Origin of the sequence: Paenibacillus chitinolyticus NBRC 15660 (assembly GCF_000739915.1) — a bacterium.
Taxonomy (GTDB): Bacteria; Bacillota; Bacilli; order Paenibacillales; family NBRC-103111; genus Paenibacillus_F; species Paenibacillus_F chitinolyticus.
In genome coordinates this window covers 46,169-64,900 of sequence record NZ_BBJT01000008.1, presented here as the reverse complement: position 1 = coordinate 64,900, position 18,732 = coordinate 46,169, and the positions used below count along the sequence as shown (strand labels likewise).

Below are 18,732 nucleotides of genomic sequence, written 5' to 3'. Positions count from 1 at the left end.
TTGTTATTTCGTTTTCTCATAATACTGCATGCCGAAGGCCGGCACCGATGCGAGCCTGTATTTGCCCGACGACAGCTACAGCAATGCGAAAGTGCTCGACTGCGTGCGCAAGAACGGAGACAGCTGCGCCAAGACGGGCAATCCGAGCAACCGGTATTTCGGCACGGAGCACGGAAGCGAAGTCGAGCTGACGCCGACGGCCGTCAACGTGGCAGGCGGCAGCAAAGAGCCGCTGAAGCTGAGCTTTGACGATGCGAGCGGCGTCACCATTACGAGCCATAAGAAGCTGACGCTGAATGCCGGAGAGGACATCTCGCTGTATACGCCCAAACGGATCGTGATCAAGGCAACGAGCCAGTTGATGGCGAAGAAGCTGGCGGCGCAGAGCGGATTTGCCATTGAAGGCGAGTACCACTTCCTCAGCGAGAACGTACTCGCGGAGGGAAGGGACCAGACTGCGTACCCGGCGTACAACGATGAGCCGCAGAAGGAGACGCCGCCACCGCCGCCACCGCCGGAACAGCGGCAGTGGCGGCTAAGGCCATCTCGGATATCTCGCGCGGGGAAGTCAGTGACTTTGGAGATTATGCGGCGGATGCTTTTCGAGAATCCGTTATCGGAGCCGTATCCGGAGCCGTATTCGGACCATTGGGCGCAGGCGCCCCGATACTGGGCAAGATGGTTGTAGGGGGCGTCTCAGGCGCCGCCGAAAGTATCGTCAGTCAACTTACTGACGGCGATCCGGGATTCAGTTGGGGACAAGTGCTGTTCACTGCGGGAGTCGGGTTTGGTACGGCAGGTCTGCTGGATGCCAAGATAGCCCAGAAGACGATAGGCGAATATATCTCCCAGGGAGCCACTAAAATAGCTCCTAAGTGGATAGCGGACGGATTTGGCAAAATAGGAGAAGGTTTTGGAAAATTTGTAGGGAATTTAAATGATTGGGGTACGAGTTTGGGCAAGGGCTACATGAAGGAAACCCAGCAATTTGCCCAAAGTATAGCGAGTTCTGTAACCGGAACCCTGAATAAATCCGTCAACAGATTAACCAAGGACATTGCCGATTTAGGCCAAATGGGCAAAGAACTGGGCCAGAAGTTTAAGAATAGTGTCCAGATGCCAAGGTTCGGTTATGAATTGGCTTTTGATGGTCCACCGTTGCTTGCCAATCAAATAGGCAATCAGTTTGGGAAATCCACTACAAACAGTGCGAACGTCCTACAAAGTTCTTCTAAGGCTGTGACTCGTGCGGTTGGTGGCGGGGGAACTGGGGGGACGGGTAAAACTAGCGGTGAAGGACTACCTCTAGATAGGAAAAAGTATTATCGACAAAAAATTGATGAAGCGAACGCACGAGGAGATCTGAAAGCAGCCGATGATGCTCGGTATGAGCGTTATTGTGAAGAAAAGCTAGACAAGGGTGAAAAGCCGGTTTCTCGTAAAAAGTGGGATGAATTAACTGAACAATTAAGAAAGAACAGAGCAAATGGAATAGAACAGGAGATTGCAGGTAGAAATGCACTCGAAAAGCAATTAGGTAGAGAATTGAAAGATAATAATACTGGTGAAGTACTTACTTTCGAATCAAGTGAAGGACATCTTACTCGTCCGGATAGTATTGCACGAAACGAAAAAGGTGAAATTGATCTTATCCATGACCATAAACACAAATCCAGTTCCGAAGATCAAGTTGTTTATAATGATAGTCAAATGCGGGCTGAAAGAGAAATGCTTGAGGCGGGCAATGGTAAGCATATTGTGACTATTTCAAGTGATAGCCCTAATTTAGATGCAATTCCTCCTAGACCGAGACCTAGTGCGCCATTGGGAAAAGAGAGCACGGTTTATTATGTCGATCCTGAAAGCGGTAAGATTACCCGTATTTGGAAAGTGGATGAAAGCATTCAAGGTGGAGGTTACTGGGTAGATCCCTGATTCATGTGATTGATTTCTTTGAGCGGAGGATAGAAATGACACCAAATTTATTTTTAATTGAAATGTATCCAACAGTATCTTTTAGTAGTGAAGAGGTGTTAGGTCGAATTTTAGATGTTTTTGAGTCAGATGAAAAGCTTGTTCCTACCCACTGGGGAAATGATGAACGGATTAAGGTCGAGTATAATCGAAATGAAATTATTGAGAAAGTTAAAGAAGGAAGAATAACAGAAATTCATCTTCATCGAGATAAGTCTATCAAATATTCTGGTTATTTTCATGTGAATCTCAGTAATCGATCATTTTTATATTTTAATTTCCATAAATCCCTTTCTAAAAAACATTGGTCGATGGTTTTTGAGATATCTGACAAAATATCAAATATTGCAAAACCTCGTTACGGAATTACTAATATATTTTGGCCAACAACATATCCTTGGAATACTGAAAATGAACGTAATCAAATATGGATGAATTTGTGTTCACAACCAGTACCAGTGGAGTTTCTGCAGAACGGTCCTTTGGGGGTAGGGTCTCGAACTTATTTTAGTAATGATATTCTTGAACTGTTTGGAAGAGAGTATTTGAAAAATTCACCTGGTCATGTATCTGAGTTGGATTGGGAAGGAATTTGTATGGATGTAATTGAGAAGCCATGGGAAGCTGATTCTAGTGAATTACTTAACAAGTGGTTGCAAGTAATGAAGTATTTAGAAACCTCTGGCGCAATAGCTGTTCCGAAATTTTCCAATAACCGGATGGGCGCAACGTTTAGTCCTAGTGCCGCTTGGCAAAACTATCTCAATAGATAAAGTGCAGATGGGAAGTGGTTAAAATGACCGGGCAACAGGATCGAAGTAATATCTTGAAAATATTGGATAGTTATAAAATAAATAAGGAAGTTATTTATGGATTAGAGATGAGCGGTGTAGATTTAGCTTATACTGACTTATCTGAGGTAATGGGAGACTGTATTCAGGCGGTAAGAGTAAATCTTAGAGCATCATCATTAATAAGAGCTTCCTTTCTTGATTGTGATTTTGAAGAAACTGATTTCAGCAACAGTAACTTAGAGAAGATAGATATGGGAGATTGTGTTCTAAATGGAGCGAACCTTTATAAAGCTATTTTAAAAGGAGCCAAGATTAATATAAGTATGTGCAGAGGAACTTGCTTTGATGAAGTTGACTTTTCTGGTGGGGAAGTAGTTGGATCATCGTTTAGTAACGCATCATTTAAAAATGCGAATTTATCCAGAATAAATGCTCAACAAGCAAGTTTTTCTAATGCAGATCTTACAGGTGCAACCCTCACAGAGGGGAATTTCGAAGAAGCAGATTTTAGAAATACCATGCTTGATGGTGTAGTTTGGACTGGTGCTTTAATAGATGGGGCAATATTTGATGAAGGAGTCATGGAAATAGTCAAAAGTAAACTTTAGATATGTATGCTGAACAAATATCACTACGTGTCTACTCTCATAAAACATCATAATGATTGAATAGTAGGATGATAGTTGGTGAAACCGACTATCATCTTTTTACTCCGCAATAAAGGATTAAACTTAGGGGACGGGTTACGTGGCTTCATACCCACCTAGAACTCCAGAGACTACTGTAGAAGCACAAAACGCGGTAGGTCAAAAGTAGTAAATACTGCACATGATAACCCAAGTAAATAACAGATATGGATACTGTTTCAGAGGAGTACATGAAATATGCAAATGCCAATAAAAAGTAATCACATCCCACCCATAGGAGATTGTACAAATCTTTTTGAACGATTATCAAAATATATATCAAGATTTGATGAGAAATGGGTAAATGAAATAGAACCAGCAAAAAAAGAGGACATAGATACGCTAAAAAATCTAACTCAAATTAATAAATATAACTATCATTTTCCTAAAGAATATGAGATTTATTTAAATTATATGGGGCAGGATGATAAGGGTTTACTAAAAACTCAACTTCCAGGATATGCTTCAATTTCTGAGATAATTAATTCTTATGAAGGGATACATGAGGAAGCACCAGACACTTTAAGTGATAAATATATACATTTTTTTCAAACTGAATCATTTTATGGTCAACTATCATTTGATTTTACCCAAACTGATAATCCTCAGATTGTTATGACTGATGAGGATAGCCAGTTTGTAAGTTATTTTGCAGATAACTTTGAAAAATTCTTATTTCAATGTGCGTTTAGTAAATACGAAAGATTAAATTATGATAAGTGTATAATCTTTGCTGGAACACCTAACATGCTTAAAGAAGCAATAAAGAAGCACAATGAATCGGATGTTTTTGGCATAATTGATAAATTTTCAAAAACATATGATTTTCAAAGAGCATGGTTTAGTGACCTAACCCATCACATAGGTTTTAAAGACGGCATTAGCTTTTACATCGATAGTAGAAATAATTCTTTGCGTGGGTTTGTAGCAGGTGATTTAGATAAACAAATCGACAATATTGGCGAAACCTTACTAGCTGAATTATATGTTAATAAAAACAATTAAAGCTTTCACCGTGCGTATATGCAAAGTTTCATCCTATAACCCATGTAATACCTGTATAAAGATTTCGTCATTTTGTCTGTACACACAGTAATGCTATCCAATCAACAAATTTTGAAATGGAGAAATCATATTGGAACACAATTTGGTTCAGAAGCTTTCACATAAGATGAAAATAAGAATGTGGGCATCCTGCCTAAAACCGGCCAAAATAAATCGAAATGGGGAGATGGTGATTTCCCCTCACTGGTTTATCAAATGGGGAGTCTTTCTATTAGCTTTAGTCTTTGTTGCCGTTACAGTTGTATTGCTTTTTGATCCCAAGATAAAAGAAGAAGCAGTTGCCGCATGTGGAATGTTTGCGCTGATTCTTGGATTCTGTTCGATTGGAGCGGCGATCTCTAAGATGGTTATAAATGAAGAGACAATCCGTACATACAAATGGTATGGAAAGAAAACAATACGTTTTGCCGATATTACTAGAGTTGAGAGCACTACGCTTTACGGTGGAGCCATTGTTATCAGATCGAACAAAAAGTCTATAACAGTCACGCTTGAAAATCGAGGTATTCATGATTTCGTAAAGCATTTATCTCGAAAATTAGGTTCGGAGAGGGTTGCCCATGCGTCGGCAATAATCTCTGAACGAATACGTGTAATAAATTCTTACCAGTAATCTCTTCAATAAAAATATACAGGTCGGTTATGGTGAGTTACTGCTATGATTGCCCTGTTTTTCTTTGTTTCCACCTAGTCTTCAGCGAACAGATAAGAAGTTTTTGAAAGGGGTGTTGTTTGGAGGAGTGTTAAATAACGCTCTTTCGTTGCACCGAACAGATTGATTATGGTCGTATATTACCATGATTGACCCTCTTTAATGATTGCAGACTATTTAGACTGAGGTGTAAATATGAAAGCAAACGAAGCGTTTGATAACGTATGCAGTTTAATATCTGGAAAGTATACGGCTAGTGGATGGAAATATTCTAAGTCAGGTCATTGGATGACAAAAAAAGATAAAAATTTCATGTACAAGGTGTTTTTTTATACAAGTTGGAATAATATATCCGATAAAAACGTAGCATTTTATGGTGAATGTGCAATTATCCCATTAAAATCGAAAGATAAAATATTTCATATTAATACCCGTCGATGCAATGTTCCAAGTGGTCAATTATATTGGAATATCGCAAATGAGGAAAATTGGGAACGTACCGTTAAAGAATTCACTAATTGGTTAGATAGTGTATTCATACCGATTGTAGAATGCTGTATGAATGATCTGGATAACTTTGTTAAACAAGTTGCTGTGAGAGGATTTTATCCTCCGAATGGTTATGTGGTTGATATTAGTTTTATCTTAACGTATGGTTCACGTGAGTTAGCCGAAGAAGCCACTAAAAGATACTATGCTAGTTTAGACGAGTCGATAAAAAAAGAATTTAAAGAAAATTATGAGAGTATGATAAATGGCAATAAGGCTGTAAGTGCATACGGTAATAATATGATGAGAAATTATTCGAATTTTAGAAACATCGTAGAAAATAAAATAGTTGTAATAATATAGTACATAAATTGTTTGACATCGCTATGCGGTAATTGGTAACCCAGTTACTGCTTTTTTTGTTGTCTAATATAGCTTTACAACTTCAAAAAAATATACGAGGAGAAAAAAGCTTGGACAACCAACAACGCATGTACCAGTAGGGAAAAATTTTGATAACTTTACCGATGCTGCTGTAGATGCATTGTTAGAAAAGCAATCACTCAGGGACAAATATAGTTTAACTTCAGATTCTAATGATATGGCTGCGATGATGGCATTTGCTGAAACATACAATGGATTAGGATATTATAATTGGAGAGGCTCTATTTCAATCGCTAACAACGAAGAAGCTGAAGAATTTTGTTTGGTATTAAAACTTTGACATGAAATACAGAATTCTCGATCAACGGGTATTCTGTATCTCAGTGTATTATAAGTAAAAAATTAGTTTGAGGAGAACCATAATGAAAAATATCTCAATAATTATAGCCCTTGGAATTGTTTTGGTTTCTGGCTGTGCGAAATCTCCAAATTATTCGAATCAAGGCAGCAATGCAAATAATGTGCAGCCATTAATACAAGCTAATTCAAATAATAATCAAGTGGATGGTTCTAATAACACTAAAATACTAATGAAGAGACTATTGGTAACTCATTTTTCTTTAAAAACGGTGTCTCACAGTTGAAATATAAAGGACAATTTCTATTTGATGATATTGTTGAAAAAGATGTGATATTGAAAATTAATGTAGTGGATAATCTTAAATATGGTAAATTATATGAGTTGAAGCTTGATCCTATAGAAAGTGTTCCTAATGAGCGGTTAAGTTTAGGATATTTTTATGTTCAGAAAGATAAAATATATAAAATAGAACCAACAAAAGATAATCTTATTAAGCTAAAATCAAGTGAAGAATTGCCAAGTGGTAGTGTCATTGTTTGTCAGGAGCAAGAAATAAAAGATACTTTAAGCAAAAATGAACCAGGATGGCATCACTATCTTGAAGTAAATGGAGATAAACGAGAATATCACTCATTCAATAATCAAGTTTCTACTGGATATTATGAATCGTTTATATGGGAAAGCAGTAAAGGATTGATTAATTATAAGAGTGGATATGGTGCTGAAAGGGATTCAATGGAACTGCAGCTTGACAATAACAATAAACACGGATAATTGTTCCAATAATTTTACGGAGGATACCAGCATGTCGAATAAAGATATTGTACGGCTCATATTTGATGATAGGAAAGATGTAGAAGCGATTTTAGGCGACCCGGAGGCATTCGATATACACGAGTGTATATTAAATTATGGGCTGTCTACGAAGAAATTTCTCTATCTTGATTATAAAGGTGAGGATGACCGTGAGATCGTGGATTATATGTTAGATTATGAATTCGCTCGTAACATTGAACTAGCTTCACAAGAAGAACTTGAGGTGCTTGGAGAGTTTGAATATGAATTGTTACCTGACAAGATAAAGGAAGCTAATAAAATTATATCGAAAAGAGGATACGGGTTATTTTCCTATCCGACCTCTGGTGACTTTTATGCGCTTTTCATTGCCAAGCTAGAGAATAAAACTAAATTGCTGCAAGTGGATCTGCTGCATGATGAAAGAATTCCTTCAAAGGAAAGATATGTTCAGTATTATTTCTAAAATGAGGACCGCTGTTGATTGGACAAATGGCAACCGGGAGGTTAGCAGGATGGAACAGCAGATGAATGATTTATATAGAGAGATAGCAGAAACAATCAATCAATTGATACCGGAAGACTGGGAGGATTTTTATTTTAATGGTGAGGTGGAAAACGGAGAAGGAGGGGTTTTCTTTTTCTTCAGGCCAAAGAATGGGAGTGAATATATTTATTCTCTTGATATTCCAAATAGATACGATGTTAAAGATGAATATGATCAATTAGAGGCTAAATTGTTTGAAGTCACCAATGATCTGAAGAATCTGTTTTTGGAAAATGGACAAGAGCCTTGGTTTTCAATAACCATGAAGCTTACATCTGAAGGCAAACTAAATATAGAATACGATTATACAAAATGGAGAGAATCCAATTTTGGTCCTTCAGACAGGTTGGAATATTGGGAAAGCAAGTACCTGAATACTGTTCCACAAGATGAAACGGATAGAATTAAAATGGATAAAATGAGGGAATTTGAAGGCTACGTTTAATAAATGAACAAGTACCGGAAGTCGGTTATCAGGATGTCGCGATCTAAAAAAAGGTACATCTCCCTTAAAATGAAGGGGAATGTACCTTTTTACATGGCAGTCCTTGTTCCGATGACGGGGGTCTGGGTTTATACAACCCCCTTTCTCACCAAGCTATTAATAATCGAACCGGCTCGTAATATAAGCCGAGACATGCCACTGCTGGGTCGTGTCGTAGAACTTGAAATAGCTTCCGACCGGCTGGCTCAATCCGTAAGCGGTTCCGGCCACGGAGGCGACCAGGGTGGAATTTTTGTAAATGTCGAATTTGCCTACAATCTCATCGTTTGTGCTGGAACCGAACGAGACGAGCCGGAACTCATACTGGCTTCCATTGGCTTGAACGATAGCGTTGAAGAATCCGCTGTCACCCGAGGACAGGGGCTCATTCGTCCAACTGATGATGACATTTCCCGCCTTAGCTTTGTAAGCGGTACCGTTGTCTATGACCTGAATAGGTTTCGTAGACCAGATACTGTGCACACTCGTTACCGGCGCTGCGGCTGCTCCGCTGATTAACAGCGTTAACGACAGCAGGGCGGCTGTCATTAAACCAAGCACCCATTTTTTTACTCTCATCAACTCATCTCCTCTGTTTTTAGTGGGATTTAAAATCAGGTTGCGTTTACACTATATGGGAATAAGGAGGGCGGTATTCTACTGGGATACGCATGATGGTCTCAAATAGAGAAATAATTTTTCATCTGCTCGGGGAAACCACAAAAGGTATATCCTCCTCTATGGGGGATATACCTTTTGTGGTTTCGTACAGAGGGCCGGTATCTTTCTTGAGCCCCGTCCAAAGGGATGAGTTCATGGAACGAATACGGGAATGAACGGATGAACGGAATGGAAAGCAGCCCCGGCTAGTTCATGTTGATGCTGACGGTTTCTTCACCCGCGTTGACATAGTTCACGCTGACCTGGGTGGAGTTCGGATAGGTGCAGTAGCCGCCCGTATCTGCCGCGAGCCATTGATGATTGCTGGTCGAGCTGGTGCCGATCATGGAATTCGACCATTTAACGTTTTTCAGATAGGTACCGGTGTTGTAAGGCTTGGAGGCGTTGCTCGCGATGGCCGTGATCCGTTTGAGCTCGTTGCCGGTACCGCTTTTTTTCCAGCCGGACGCATTGGTTACAACGGTGTAGTTGTCCGCCACATTCGTGTCATACCGGATACCTGCGGCATATAGAGCGACTTGTCCGTCTGCCGGTACGTAGAATTTGAACGTAAGATTTTGTCCGGCCTTGAACCGGAACGAGTTGTTATGGTAGTAGACACCGCCGGTAAAGATCGAGTGGGCCCAGTTGTTGTAAGTTTTGCTGTACTGGAATCCGGCATCGACTTCGGAGGCTCCGTTGCTGGCGTGTCCGCCCGTATAAATGTAAGGAGTATCGTTGGAAGAAGCGTTGTTCACGTAGACTTCATTGTTGGTGCTGGAAGGCAGGTATACATTGCCGGACCACCAGGAATAACCGGGATTCGAGAAAACGCGTCTGTACGGGCCGCCCGCTTCTCCACAGGCATAACCCGCCAGCGGGGTAACGGAAGCGTTCTTGTTCAGTGCCGGCGAGTCGGTGCTTGTCGGCAGGGTAAAGGTTTCATTGTTGCCGACGGTTACGGTATTCTCTTCCGATACCGCCGCTTTGCCGAAAACATCTTTCAATTCAGTCTTGTTGGCATGAATTTGCCCGTTGTCGTCGATGTAAATGACATTTTCGCGCTCTGCTTTGGGAAGGTTCTTCATGACGTCGAGCATGATCTGACGCTCCTGGCCGGTAATTCCGGCGGCGACTTCTTTCTCCAGCTCCCGGTTATTTGACGAAGCGGACACAGGGGCGAGAGAGACTACAAGGGACAGCAGAGTGAGACTGGAAGCGAGAGCGGTCTTCATTTTCTTCAAACGGCACACATCCTTTATAGTTTTTTGGTTCTTACAAAAAAAGCTTAACACTTCTAGTAAAAATGTAAATAATTTCATCTAATTAGTTAAAAAGTAATAATTAAACTACCATAAAAAGTAACCAAAATACCAGAAAATGGGCCTTCTGTTTTGGTTCCCCCCGCTTGATCACCATGCAAAAAAACCGCAAGCGGTAGGGTCCGTTTGCGGCTTCTGTTTATGCGGGACTATCCGTTCGGATGCTGCCGGCTTTGTTTCCTAAGCTCGGAAGGCGTAAGCCCGTACGTTTTTTTGAATGTTTTGCTGAAATGGGAGTAGTCGGAGAAGCCGACCTGGTACGCGGTATCCGTCGTCGGACAGTCCGTATGCTCCAGGAGGTCCCTGGCTTTCTCCATCCGCAGCCGGATGAGGTACTTCACGAAGTTCACGTTCGTCTCCTCCTTGAACGTGCGGCTCAGATACGCATCGGACATGCCGATGGCCTCCGCCACCTCGCTCAGCGAGAGATCTTCGCGGGCAAAGTGCTCCTGCATGTACTGCATCGCCCGGTGGATGTTCTGCCGGGACCCGAGGTTGCGGGTCCCCTTGATTTCACGGATCATGCCGCTCAAGGCATCGCGCAGGGCCTCCCCGAGATCCGCCGCATGGCCCGGCCATTCACGGTCTGCGTAAGGGCGGGCAAACCGGAAATCCCGTTTGCCCAGCTCCGCCTCCAGCATGCCCGTAAAATGGTGGGCAAACTGCGGGGGGCTGAGCTCGGCCGGGCCCGAGCTCATGTAATGCCGGAGCGCCTCCCCGGCCAGAAGCTGCGCTTTGTCCTCGCTGGCGGCCCAGATCTGCTCCAGCAGCTCCCCGCTCAGCCCCTGCAGCGTCAGCAGCCACTCATGCTGGCGGGACAGCTTCGTCTCGCTGCTAGCGAGCTGATCGTACACCCGTCCGAGCGCTTCGCGGAACTGGTCGGGATCGACGGGCTTCAGCAGAAAATCCGAAACCCCGAAGCGGATCGCCTGCCGGGCGTATTCGAAGTCGCTGTAGCCCGACAAAATAATGAACTGGGTCCGTTCATTCCGTTTTTTCGCCGCTTCGATGAAGGAGAGCCCGTCCAGTTCGGGCATGCGGATATCCGTCAGGACGATGTCCGGGGAACAGCTCCCGAGCAGCCGAAGCGCTTCCTCTCCGTCCTCCGCTTCGCCCGCGATGATAATGTCCAATCCGGACGTTTCCACCATTTTGCGGACGCTCAAATGTATCATGTATTCGTCGTCGACAATCATCATCCGGTACATGGCAAGACCTCCCTGAAGTTAGTTGGTGTACGGCAGTCGAATCTCGAAACAGGTTCCGGCGCCGGGAGAGGAAGAGAGGAGGAAGACTCCGTATTCCTTCCCGAACGTAAGCCGGATGCGCTGGTGCACATTGAGCAGGCCGATTCCGCCTTGGCGCGCGCCGTCGTCCGGCTGCGTTCCGGCCGCATCCGGCCATGTCCTTCCGGCGGCAGGCTGCTGCGGCGTTCCCGGTCCGCGCAAAGGCTCCGGAGCCGGAGCGCTCCCGGCGGCGGGTCTCTGCGGCACCACCGGATCGTTCACGGGTGCGGGGGCTGCTCCGGGGCCGTTCCCGGCGGAGGCGCCCGCTCCCCGGCCGGCGGAAGCCGCAACGGCTTCAAGGCTCGCTTTCGAAAGATCCGCGACAGCCGCAGAGGCACGGCCGGGTACGGCCGACGGAGCTTCGCCCGGACCAACCGAAGCGGTGCCGCCCTGTTCCGACGGCACATCCCCGGTGACACCGGCAAGCAACGAGGTCAGCCTCCCGGCCGCATCCGCGCTCATTCCCCTGCCGTGGTCGGATATTTCGACGGCGTAGTACGTTTCGCGGGCCTTGCCGATAATGCCGATATACGTAGGCTTTTTGTCGCGGTAGCCGTGAATAAACGCGTTTTCCACCAGGGGCTGCAGCGTCAGCCGGACGGCCGGGACGGTACGGCCACACGGTTCCTCGACGTCAATCTCTACCTGGAGATTGCGGAAGCGGGAAGTCTGGATCTCCAGATAGGAGCGGATATGCGCCGTTTCCTCGCCGAGCGATACGAGAGGCCCGGTGTTTCCCGTGTTGTAGCGGAAAATATGCGCCAAGGCCGCCGTCATTTTGCTGATGCTGCGGTTATTTTCGAGGATCGCATGAGAATTGATGATTTCCAGCGAATTATACAGAAAATGAGGGTTGATATGCGCTTGCATGGATTGCAGGGCCGATTCTTTCTGCTTGATAATGAGCTCCTGCTCTTTCAGCTTGGAAGAATGAACCTCCCTCACAAGCCGGTTCAGCTCACTGACCATTTTGGAAAAGCTGCGGAACACAAGCCCGATCTCGTCCTTGCGCTCCCGTGTGGAGGTAAGCCGGACATTAAAGTCGCCGTTCTCGACCTTTGCCATCAATCGCTGCAAATAAGTCAGGGAGCGTGTGATGGAGAGTGAGTAGCCGCCCACAATTGAAAGCGCAATCATGAATAACAGCAGCGCAGCCGCAAGAGAGATGTTCCGCAGGCGGATCAGATCCCCGATAATGGTCTTCATCGGAATGTTGGCCCCGACGATCCAATCGGTCACCCGGGAAGTTTCATAAATGACGAGTTCCTCCCCCTGAGGCGCACCCGTCCGGAAGGAAGCAGAAGCGGAAGCGGGTTCCCCTCCCTGAATCTGCATCAACTGTTCCCCGGAAATGCGCGTTCCGATCTTCCAGGCGTCCGGATGATAGACAAGCTCTCCGTCTGCGGAGGAAATCCAGGTGCTGAAGCTTCCTTGCGATTCGTCTTTGCATATATTTTCGATCTGCTCCAGATTAAGATCGACGATCAGCAGTCCCTCGTACAAATAGGTCGAGCTGCTGTGCAGCTTGCGCGCGACGGTCAGAACGGGGCTCGAGCCGACTCGGTTTAAACCGAGGATCTCGAAATTGCCGAGAGTGTCCAGCCTTTTCAGCAGGTCCGCGTTGCGGCTGCGGATCGTGTTCATATCCAGAATTTCTTTCGCCTCGCTGAAATCGGTGATCTGCAGGCTGTTTTTGCCGACCAGGGAAATGCCGACAATGTCGGAGCGCCCGTAGATCATTTGCGCGAACAGATCGTTTTCGACCTTTTCCGTAAGCTGGTAGTAGGGATAAGCGGAGGGCAGAGCGGGCGCCAGAAACTGCTGGGTCAAGGGACTGGTCACGATGGGATACGTGGAGTTTTCCAGGTTTTTAATATACAAATCCAGGTTTTTACCGGTTTGTTCGATAAAACGCCGGTTCGTTTCAATGGCGGACTGCTCGATCGTGCGGGTGGACGATTCGTACCAGAGCCAGCCCATCACCAAGACGGGCAGAGCGATGAAAAAAATGATCAGAATAAACAGCCGCCGGTGGATCGAAACGATTTTGCGTTGAGAATTCCGGATCTTCATCGTCACACCCCTTTTCCGTTTTCATAGTCCAAGTTAAAAATAGTGTAGCAAAAAAACACCAATTGTAAATAAAAAACCATGCGGGGCCGCTTTTTCATCTCGTATACTACAACTACACATTGAAAACGCTTTATTTTTATCGCCTCGTTAAAAAAGCGCCTGTCGGTAAGCGCAAAACAAGCTGCACGCCTGCCGGGGCCGTAAGACGAACATGAATCCGACAAGGAGGTTGATCCCGTGACATCCGTATGGAACGGCTGGAAAAAAGGTTTTCTTTTCGCACTGGTTCTTCTGCTTGGTTTAGTGACGTTTCCGGTGTCCAGGGGGAATGCGGCTTCGCTGCTGACGATAGATTCCCACAGGGACGGAGGCCGATTGGAGGTCGGTACGGTAAGAATCGGCGGCTCTTATGCGGGAGCTTACGAAGTCGAGCTGGTGATCAACGGTCAAAAAGTGGCGGATGCGCACATGGACGATCCTGACGGAGATGATGCGGGTACCTGGTATTATGACCTGGATACGACCGCATACGACGGGGAAGTCGAGCTGATCGCCAGGGGGAAGGATACGGCGACCCGGTACAATGCCTGGTCGGCTTATACCCGGCTGACGGTGCATAATCCGGCCGCGGGCGTGCCGCAGGTAACGATCACGAGTCCGGCGGATCGCGACAAGGTGAGCGGCGCTGCCGTCGTAGCGGTGAATGTTTACGGCGCGAGTCCGGTTAAGTCCGTGGAGGTGCGCATAAACGGGGGGAACTGGAAGCGGGCCGAGAAGAAAGGAAACGGCTATTCCTACAAATGGGACACGAAGAAAGCGGGAACCCGGACGAACAGCATCGAAGCCCGGGCAACCGACGTCCGCGGCCATACGGGCCGGAGCCTGACGACCTACGTTCAGACGGGCGGAGGGGATGGAACGAAGCCGGTCACCGTGCTGCCCCGCCAGGACCGCTCCATGTGGATCTGGGAGAACGCGTCCTATAACCTCATCCGGACGCCGGGTTCCCGCCAGGTGCTGGATGCGATGGCGAAAGATACGAAGACGTTCGGGCAGGACCCCGTTACGACGCTTTATCTCGGGGTCGACAAATTAGGGGGCGCGGACATGCTGGAGGACGAGAGGCCCGAAGTAAGGGATTTCGTGCGATGGGCTCATGCCCAAGGATACCGCGTGCAGGCACTGATAGCGGGAGGAACGGTTCCGCCGTACTTCGGAACTTATCCGAGGTATAGGGAAGATGCGCTTCGGGAGTTCGAGAAAGTGCTGAATTATAACCTGGCTTCCAAGTCTGCGGAGCAGTTTGACGGAGTAAACGTGGATACGGAGCCGTATTCGCTGCCGGATTTTAAAACGGGCTACCCGGACGTTCAGATTCAATACCTCGATATGCTCGCTGCGCTGATGGAGCGCAAAGAGGCGTCGGGCCTGTCTCTGCCGGTCGGTCCCGCTATTCCGAGATGGTACGACTCGTCGGACACGGCGAAAAGCATCACGTGGAACGGCTCGACGAAATGGCTGTCCGAGCATATCCAGGATACGGCGGACTATATCGCCATCATGGATTACCGGGACCAGGCCGACGGAAGTGTCGGCATTATCCAGCAGGCGCAGGGTGAGATTGATTACGCCAATAAAATCGGAAAGCCGAACTCCGTCATCCTCGGCGTAGAGACCAAAGACATCGCGGACGGAGGCGATCCGGAAACGATCTCCTTCAGCGAAGAAGGGCGCTCCTATATGGAGCGGGAGCTGGATAAAGTGTACGCCGCGTTCGAAGGGAACGCCGCATTCGGCGGAATCGCGCTGCATCACTACGATACGCTGCGCGCGCTGCCTTCCGCCTGGGGTCCCGGCGCCCGCTTCTGGCAGCCGCCGGCCGACAACCGGCCTCCTTCGGGAGTGAAAGGCAAGCCCCAAGCGGCCGCTTTCGACTACCAGCGGATCGATCTGACCTACGGCCGGGCTACCGATAACATGGAAGTCGAGGGCTATAAGATCTACCGGAGCACGGTCCGGGGATTCAAGCCCGCGGAAGAGCTGCTGGCCGGAACCGCGCGCGGGCTGACGTTCAAGGACGACGGTCTCCTGCCGGACACGGTGTACTACTACCGTGTAGCGGCGGTCGACGCGTCGGGCAACGAGGGTCCGGCCTCGCCGGAAGTATCCGCGAAGACGGGCGTCACCGGCCTGAAGCCGATGATCGTGGACGGCATGCAGGTGACGTACGACGGCACGAGAGCCACGGTCCGGCTGAAGACGGCGGACATGCGGACGGGCGAGCCCGTCGCGGCCGCGGTCCACGGGCGATTCACCCGGATGGGCGGCAAGTACGTGGACGGCCGGTCCGCCGCCGACGGGACTTTCACCGCGGTGTCGGAGCTTGTCCAGGCCGATTCCGGCGAGATCGGCTTCGCGCCCCGGCGGGTGATGGCGGGCGGCTATTACTGGGCGCATGCCTACGATAAGCCGCGTGAAGCTTCGGCCGTCTGGGGCGGCGCGGAGGAGTAGGGGCGGACATTCCGGGCTTCCGGCGTTAAGCGGCGTGCGTGAACCGCAGGCGCGCGTTGGGGCATTCTGCGGCGGTCGGCCTGATCCGAAGGCCGGTCGAACCGACGAACCACATCTGCGAGGGCAGCGGACTTCGTAAGAAATGCTTTCAACGCGCGAATGACACGCCGCGCTCGGCTCCCTGCGGGCGATGCTTGGCGTCATATGACGGTGGTCAATGACCAGACGAACAACCTCATTTTGAAGAGACAAGGGGCTGAACGAGAGATGAGAAGAAAGATTTGGACGAACGTACTCCTATCTGCACTGACACTGGCGGTTGTGGGTGCAGGCTGCTCGAAAGGGACAGCGGAAACGACGGGAACGACTGCGGGCGGCGGTTCCCAGGAGGGCGGCGGCAAGCCGGTCGAAATCCTGCTCGGTTATTATTCCGACGGGAAGTCGGATGCGAAGATGAAAGAACTGATCGATAAGTTTATGAAGAAGCATCCGGACATCAAAGTGAACACCCAGAGTGCGCCTTACGGGCAGTTTTACCAGAAGCTCGATACGCAGATCGCGGCCGGCCAGGCGCCGGACGTGTGGCTCTCGGACGGAGTCTATGTCATGAAATATGCCGAGCGGGGCGCGGTTAAAGACCTCACCGAATGGATCGGCAAAGATTTGAAGAAGGACGACTACTACGGGCTGGATTTCAACAAAGACGCCAAAGGGAAGTACTGGGCCGTGCCGCAGGGCATTCAGGTGGGAGCGCTTTTCTATAACAAGGATTTGTTCGACAAAGCCGGTGTAGCCTATCCCAATGAGAATTGGACGTGGGAGGACTTGAAGAAGAATGCGGCTCTCCTTACGCTTGACGCCAAGGGCAAGAAGGCGGACGAATCCGGCTTCGATCCGAAGAACGTCAACCAGTTCGGGCTGACCTTCTTCAGCATTACGGAAGGCTGGTTCTCCGTGATGAAATCCTACGGGGGCGGCGTGCTGGACGAGACGGCACAGAAGTCGATCATCAACACCCCGCAGAACAAGCAGGCGTTCGAGTGGATGGTGGACGGCATGAAGAGGGGCATTATTACCGACCCGGCGGATCTGAAAAGCTTCCAGAGCTCCATGGCGGTATTCCCGAGCGGCTCCGCGGCGATGCGCATCGGCATCTACGCCCGCGTGCTGGCCGCCAACGAAGCGAAGCTGAACTATGATGTCACGCTGCTGCCCAAAGGGCCCGACGGCAAACGGGTGTCGCCGGTTATCGCAAACTCCTGGGTCGTGAACCAGAAGTCGGCGGACGCCAAGGCGCAGGCAGCCTGGGAATGGATCAAATACTGGGCCACGGAGGACGACGTCCAGAAAGAATGGGCGGCGCTCGGCGAAGCGATTCCGGTGAAGAAATCCGTCGCGAATTCCGACGTGTTCCTGAAAGCGGGCGAGAAGCCGGCTAACCGGAAAGCGTTCCTGGAGAGCCTGGACTTCGCCAAGACGCTCGACAACAACGCCGTATGGGAAGAGTGGGTCGGGAAGTTCAACGAGAACGCGCAGCGGGCTTTCCTCGGAGACGCCCCGATAGATGCCGCGCTGGCGGATGCCGACAAGGCGGTGCAGAAGGTGCTGGATGATTTTTATAAGAAGTAAACCGCAATTTACGGAAGGGAGGTCGGGCTTTCTATGAACGATACCGTAAGCGGCAAAGCCTATGCGAAAGCTCAGACCCCGGCAAGAAAGCTCGGAAAACTTGATCAGGAGGGGAAATGGGGACTGCTGCTCGTCTCCCCTTACCTGCTTCACTTTATCGTATTTGTTGCCGGGCCTCTTATCGCTTCGCTCTATTTCAGCTTCTCGCAGTACGACATGATGAACCCGCCGAAATGGACGGGACTGGACAACTACGGGCGTCTTTTCGGAGACACTCTCTTCTGGAAATCGCTGTGGAACACGCTGTATTTCGCGATTCTGTTCGTGCCGGCCCAGACAATTCTGGCGCTGGTCCTGGCCGTCGTGCTGAACCAGAAGCTGAAAGGGCTGAAGCTGTTCCGGATGGCCCATTTCATCCCCGTTATCTCTTCGTGGACGGTCATTTTGTATGTGTCGGACGCCATCTTCAATTCCCGTTTCGGCTTCGCCAACTCGATTCTGGCTTCGCTGGGACTCGATCCGCAGCGCTGGCTGCAGGACGGGAAGCTCGTGATCCCGCTGCTGGTTCTGATCGCCGTCTGGAAGGGGATCGGCTACATCATGGTCATTTATCTGGCCGGTCTGCAGAGCGTGCCCCAGGATTTGTACGAGGCGGCTGAAATAGACGGAGCGGGTACACTGCGTAAATTTGTGTCGATTACGTTTCCGCTCATCTCTTCGACCACGTTCCTGGTCGTGATTCTGAGCACGATCAGCACGTTCCAGGCTTTCGAGCAGGTGTACGTTCTGACGGGAGGCGGGGATATCAGTTCCGCAGGCGGCCCGAACAATTCGAGCCTCGTCCTGATGCTGTATCTGTACCGCGAGGGCTTCACCTTCATGCGGATGGGTTATGCCTCGGCTATCGCCTGGGTGCTGTTCATGATCCTGTTCACGCTTACCCTGATTCAAATGAAGGTGCAGAAAAAATGGGTCCACTACGATTGACCGTGCGTTGCGGAATGGACTCTGGCGCGGTTC

The 18,732-nt window shown here is 48.5% G+C and carries 18 protein-coding genes; 14 read left to right on the top strand and 4 right to left on the bottom strand.

Annotated elements, in window-relative coordinates:
- Nucleotides 1-28 precede the first annotated feature (28 nt).
- From PCH01S_RS31470 to PCH01S_RS19225, 11 genes are all read left to right on the top strand, one after another.
- On the top strand, nucleotides 29-688 hold the full coding sequence (locus PCH01S_RS31470) for a hypothetical protein (protein ID WP_241688786.1): 660 nt from the start codon (nucleotides 29-31) through the stop codon (nucleotides 686-688).
- Complete coding sequence (locus PCH01S_RS31465) at nucleotides 649-1,935, top strand: hypothetical protein (protein WP_241688787.1); 1,287 nt, start codon at nucleotides 649-651, stop codon at nucleotides 1,933-1,935. Before PCH01S_RS31470 ends, PCH01S_RS31465 begins: the two co-directional genes overlap by 40 nt.
- A 35-nt stretch (nucleotides 1,936-1,970) precedes the next feature.
- Nucleotides 1,971-2,747, top strand: coding sequence for a hypothetical protein (locus PCH01S_RS19260; RefSeq protein ID WP_042232033.1), 777 nt, complete (start codon nucleotides 1,971-1,973; stop codon nucleotides 2,745-2,747).
- A 23-nt stretch (nucleotides 2,748-2,770) separates the two neighbouring features.
- A complete protein-coding gene (locus tag PCH01S_RS19255) occupies nucleotides 2,771-3,376 on the top strand; it encodes a pentapeptide repeat-containing protein (protein ID WP_042232031.1) in 606 nt (201 codons plus the stop codon).
- Between the two features lie 276 nt (nucleotides 3,377-3,652).
- Nucleotides 3,653-4,459, top strand: a complete 807-nt coding sequence (locus PCH01S_RS19250) for an SMI1/KNR4 family protein (protein ID WP_042232029.1) — start codon at nucleotides 3,653-3,655, stop codon at nucleotides 4,457-4,459.
- Between the two features lie 130 nt (nucleotides 4,460-4,589).
- Nucleotides 4,590-5,132 carry a DUF6560 family protein gene (locus PCH01S_RS19245; RefSeq protein ID WP_042232027.1) on the top strand — a complete coding sequence of 181 codons (543 nt, stop codon included), beginning with the start codon at nucleotides 4,590-4,592 and terminating at the stop codon, nucleotides 5,130-5,132.
- A 234-nt stretch (nucleotides 5,133-5,366) separates the two neighbouring features.
- Complete coding sequence (locus tag PCH01S_RS19240) at nucleotides 5,367-6,023, top strand: hypothetical protein (protein ID WP_042232025.1); 657 nt, start codon at nucleotides 5,367-5,369, stop codon at nucleotides 6,021-6,023.
- A 443-nt stretch (nucleotides 6,024-6,466) separates the two neighbouring features.
- A complete protein-coding gene (locus PCH01S_RS30560; RefSeq protein WP_129112452.1) occupies nucleotides 6,467-6,688 on the top strand; it encodes a hypothetical protein in 222 nt (73 codons plus the stop codon).
- Nucleotides 6,685-7,179 carry a hypothetical protein gene (locus tag PCH01S_RS19235; RefSeq protein WP_206735005.1) on the top strand — a complete coding sequence of 165 codons (495 nt, stop codon included), beginning with the start codon at nucleotides 6,685-6,687 and terminating at the stop codon, nucleotides 7,177-7,179. The genes PCH01S_RS30560 and PCH01S_RS19235 overlap by 4 nt, the downstream gene beginning before the upstream one ends.
- 31 nt (nucleotides 7,180-7,210) lie before the next feature.
- The gene (locus PCH01S_RS19230; protein ID WP_042232023.1) at nucleotides 7,211-7,666 is read left to right on the top strand and encodes a DUF6630 family protein; all 456 of its coding nucleotides are present in this window, start codon (nucleotides 7,211-7,213) and stop codon (nucleotides 7,664-7,666) included.
- Between the two features lie 49 nt (nucleotides 7,667-7,715).
- The gene (locus PCH01S_RS19225) at nucleotides 7,716-8,192 is read left to right on the top strand and encodes an immunity protein YezG family protein (RefSeq protein WP_042232021.1); all 477 of its coding nucleotides are present in this window, start codon (nucleotides 7,716-7,718) and stop codon (nucleotides 8,190-8,192) included.
- 156 nt (nucleotides 8,193-8,348) lie between these two features.
- Here the strand turns inward: PCH01S_RS19225 and PCH01S_RS19220 are convergent, their stop codons facing one another.
- From PCH01S_RS19220 to PCH01S_RS19205, 4 genes are all read right to left on the bottom strand, one after another.
- Nucleotides 8,349-8,810, bottom strand: coding sequence for a hypothetical protein (locus PCH01S_RS19220; RefSeq protein WP_042232019.1), 462 nt, complete (start codon nucleotides 8,808-8,810; stop codon nucleotides 8,349-8,351).
- A 287-nt stretch (nucleotides 8,811-9,097) separates the two neighbouring features.
- Complete coding sequence (locus PCH01S_RS19215) at nucleotides 9,098-10,126, bottom strand: YrpD family protein (RefSeq protein WP_241688880.1); 1,029 nt, start codon at nucleotides 10,124-10,126, stop codon at nucleotides 9,098-9,100.
- A 236-nt stretch (nucleotides 10,127-10,362) separates the two neighbouring features.
- Entirely contained in the window at nucleotides 10,363-11,421 is a 1,059-nt protein-coding gene (locus PCH01S_RS19210) for a helix-turn-helix domain-containing protein (RefSeq protein ID WP_042232016.1), read from the bottom strand.
- Nucleotides 11,422-11,439: 18 nt separating this feature from the next.
- Nucleotides 11,440-13,572 (bottom strand): cache domain-containing sensor histidine kinase, encoded by a 2,133-nt coding sequence (locus PCH01S_RS19205; RefSeq protein ID WP_042232015.1) that lies wholly within the window; start codon nucleotides 13,570-13,572, stop codon nucleotides 11,440-11,442.
- Between the two features lie 237 nt (nucleotides 13,573-13,809).
- Here PCH01S_RS19205 and PCH01S_RS19200 point away from each other — a divergent pair, with 237 nt between their 5' ends.
- From PCH01S_RS19200 to PCH01S_RS19190, 3 genes are all read left to right on the top strand, one after another.
- The gene (locus PCH01S_RS19200) at nucleotides 13,810-16,083 is read left to right on the top strand and encodes an Ig-like domain-containing protein (RefSeq protein ID WP_042232012.1); all 2,274 of its coding nucleotides are present in this window, start codon (nucleotides 13,810-13,812) and stop codon (nucleotides 16,081-16,083) included.
- A gap of 267 nt (nucleotides 16,084-16,350) precedes the next feature.
- A complete protein-coding gene (locus PCH01S_RS19195) occupies nucleotides 16,351-17,712 on the top strand; it encodes an ABC transporter substrate-binding protein (RefSeq protein WP_042232009.1) in 1,362 nt (453 codons plus the stop codon).
- Between the two features lie 33 nt (nucleotides 17,713-17,745).
- Nucleotides 17,746-18,699: a carbohydrate ABC transporter permease gene (locus PCH01S_RS19190; protein WP_042232006.1), complete on the top strand. Its 954-nt coding sequence runs from the start codon at nucleotides 17,746-17,748 to the stop codon at nucleotides 18,697-18,699.
- Nucleotides 18,700-18,732: the final 33 nt, after the last annotated feature.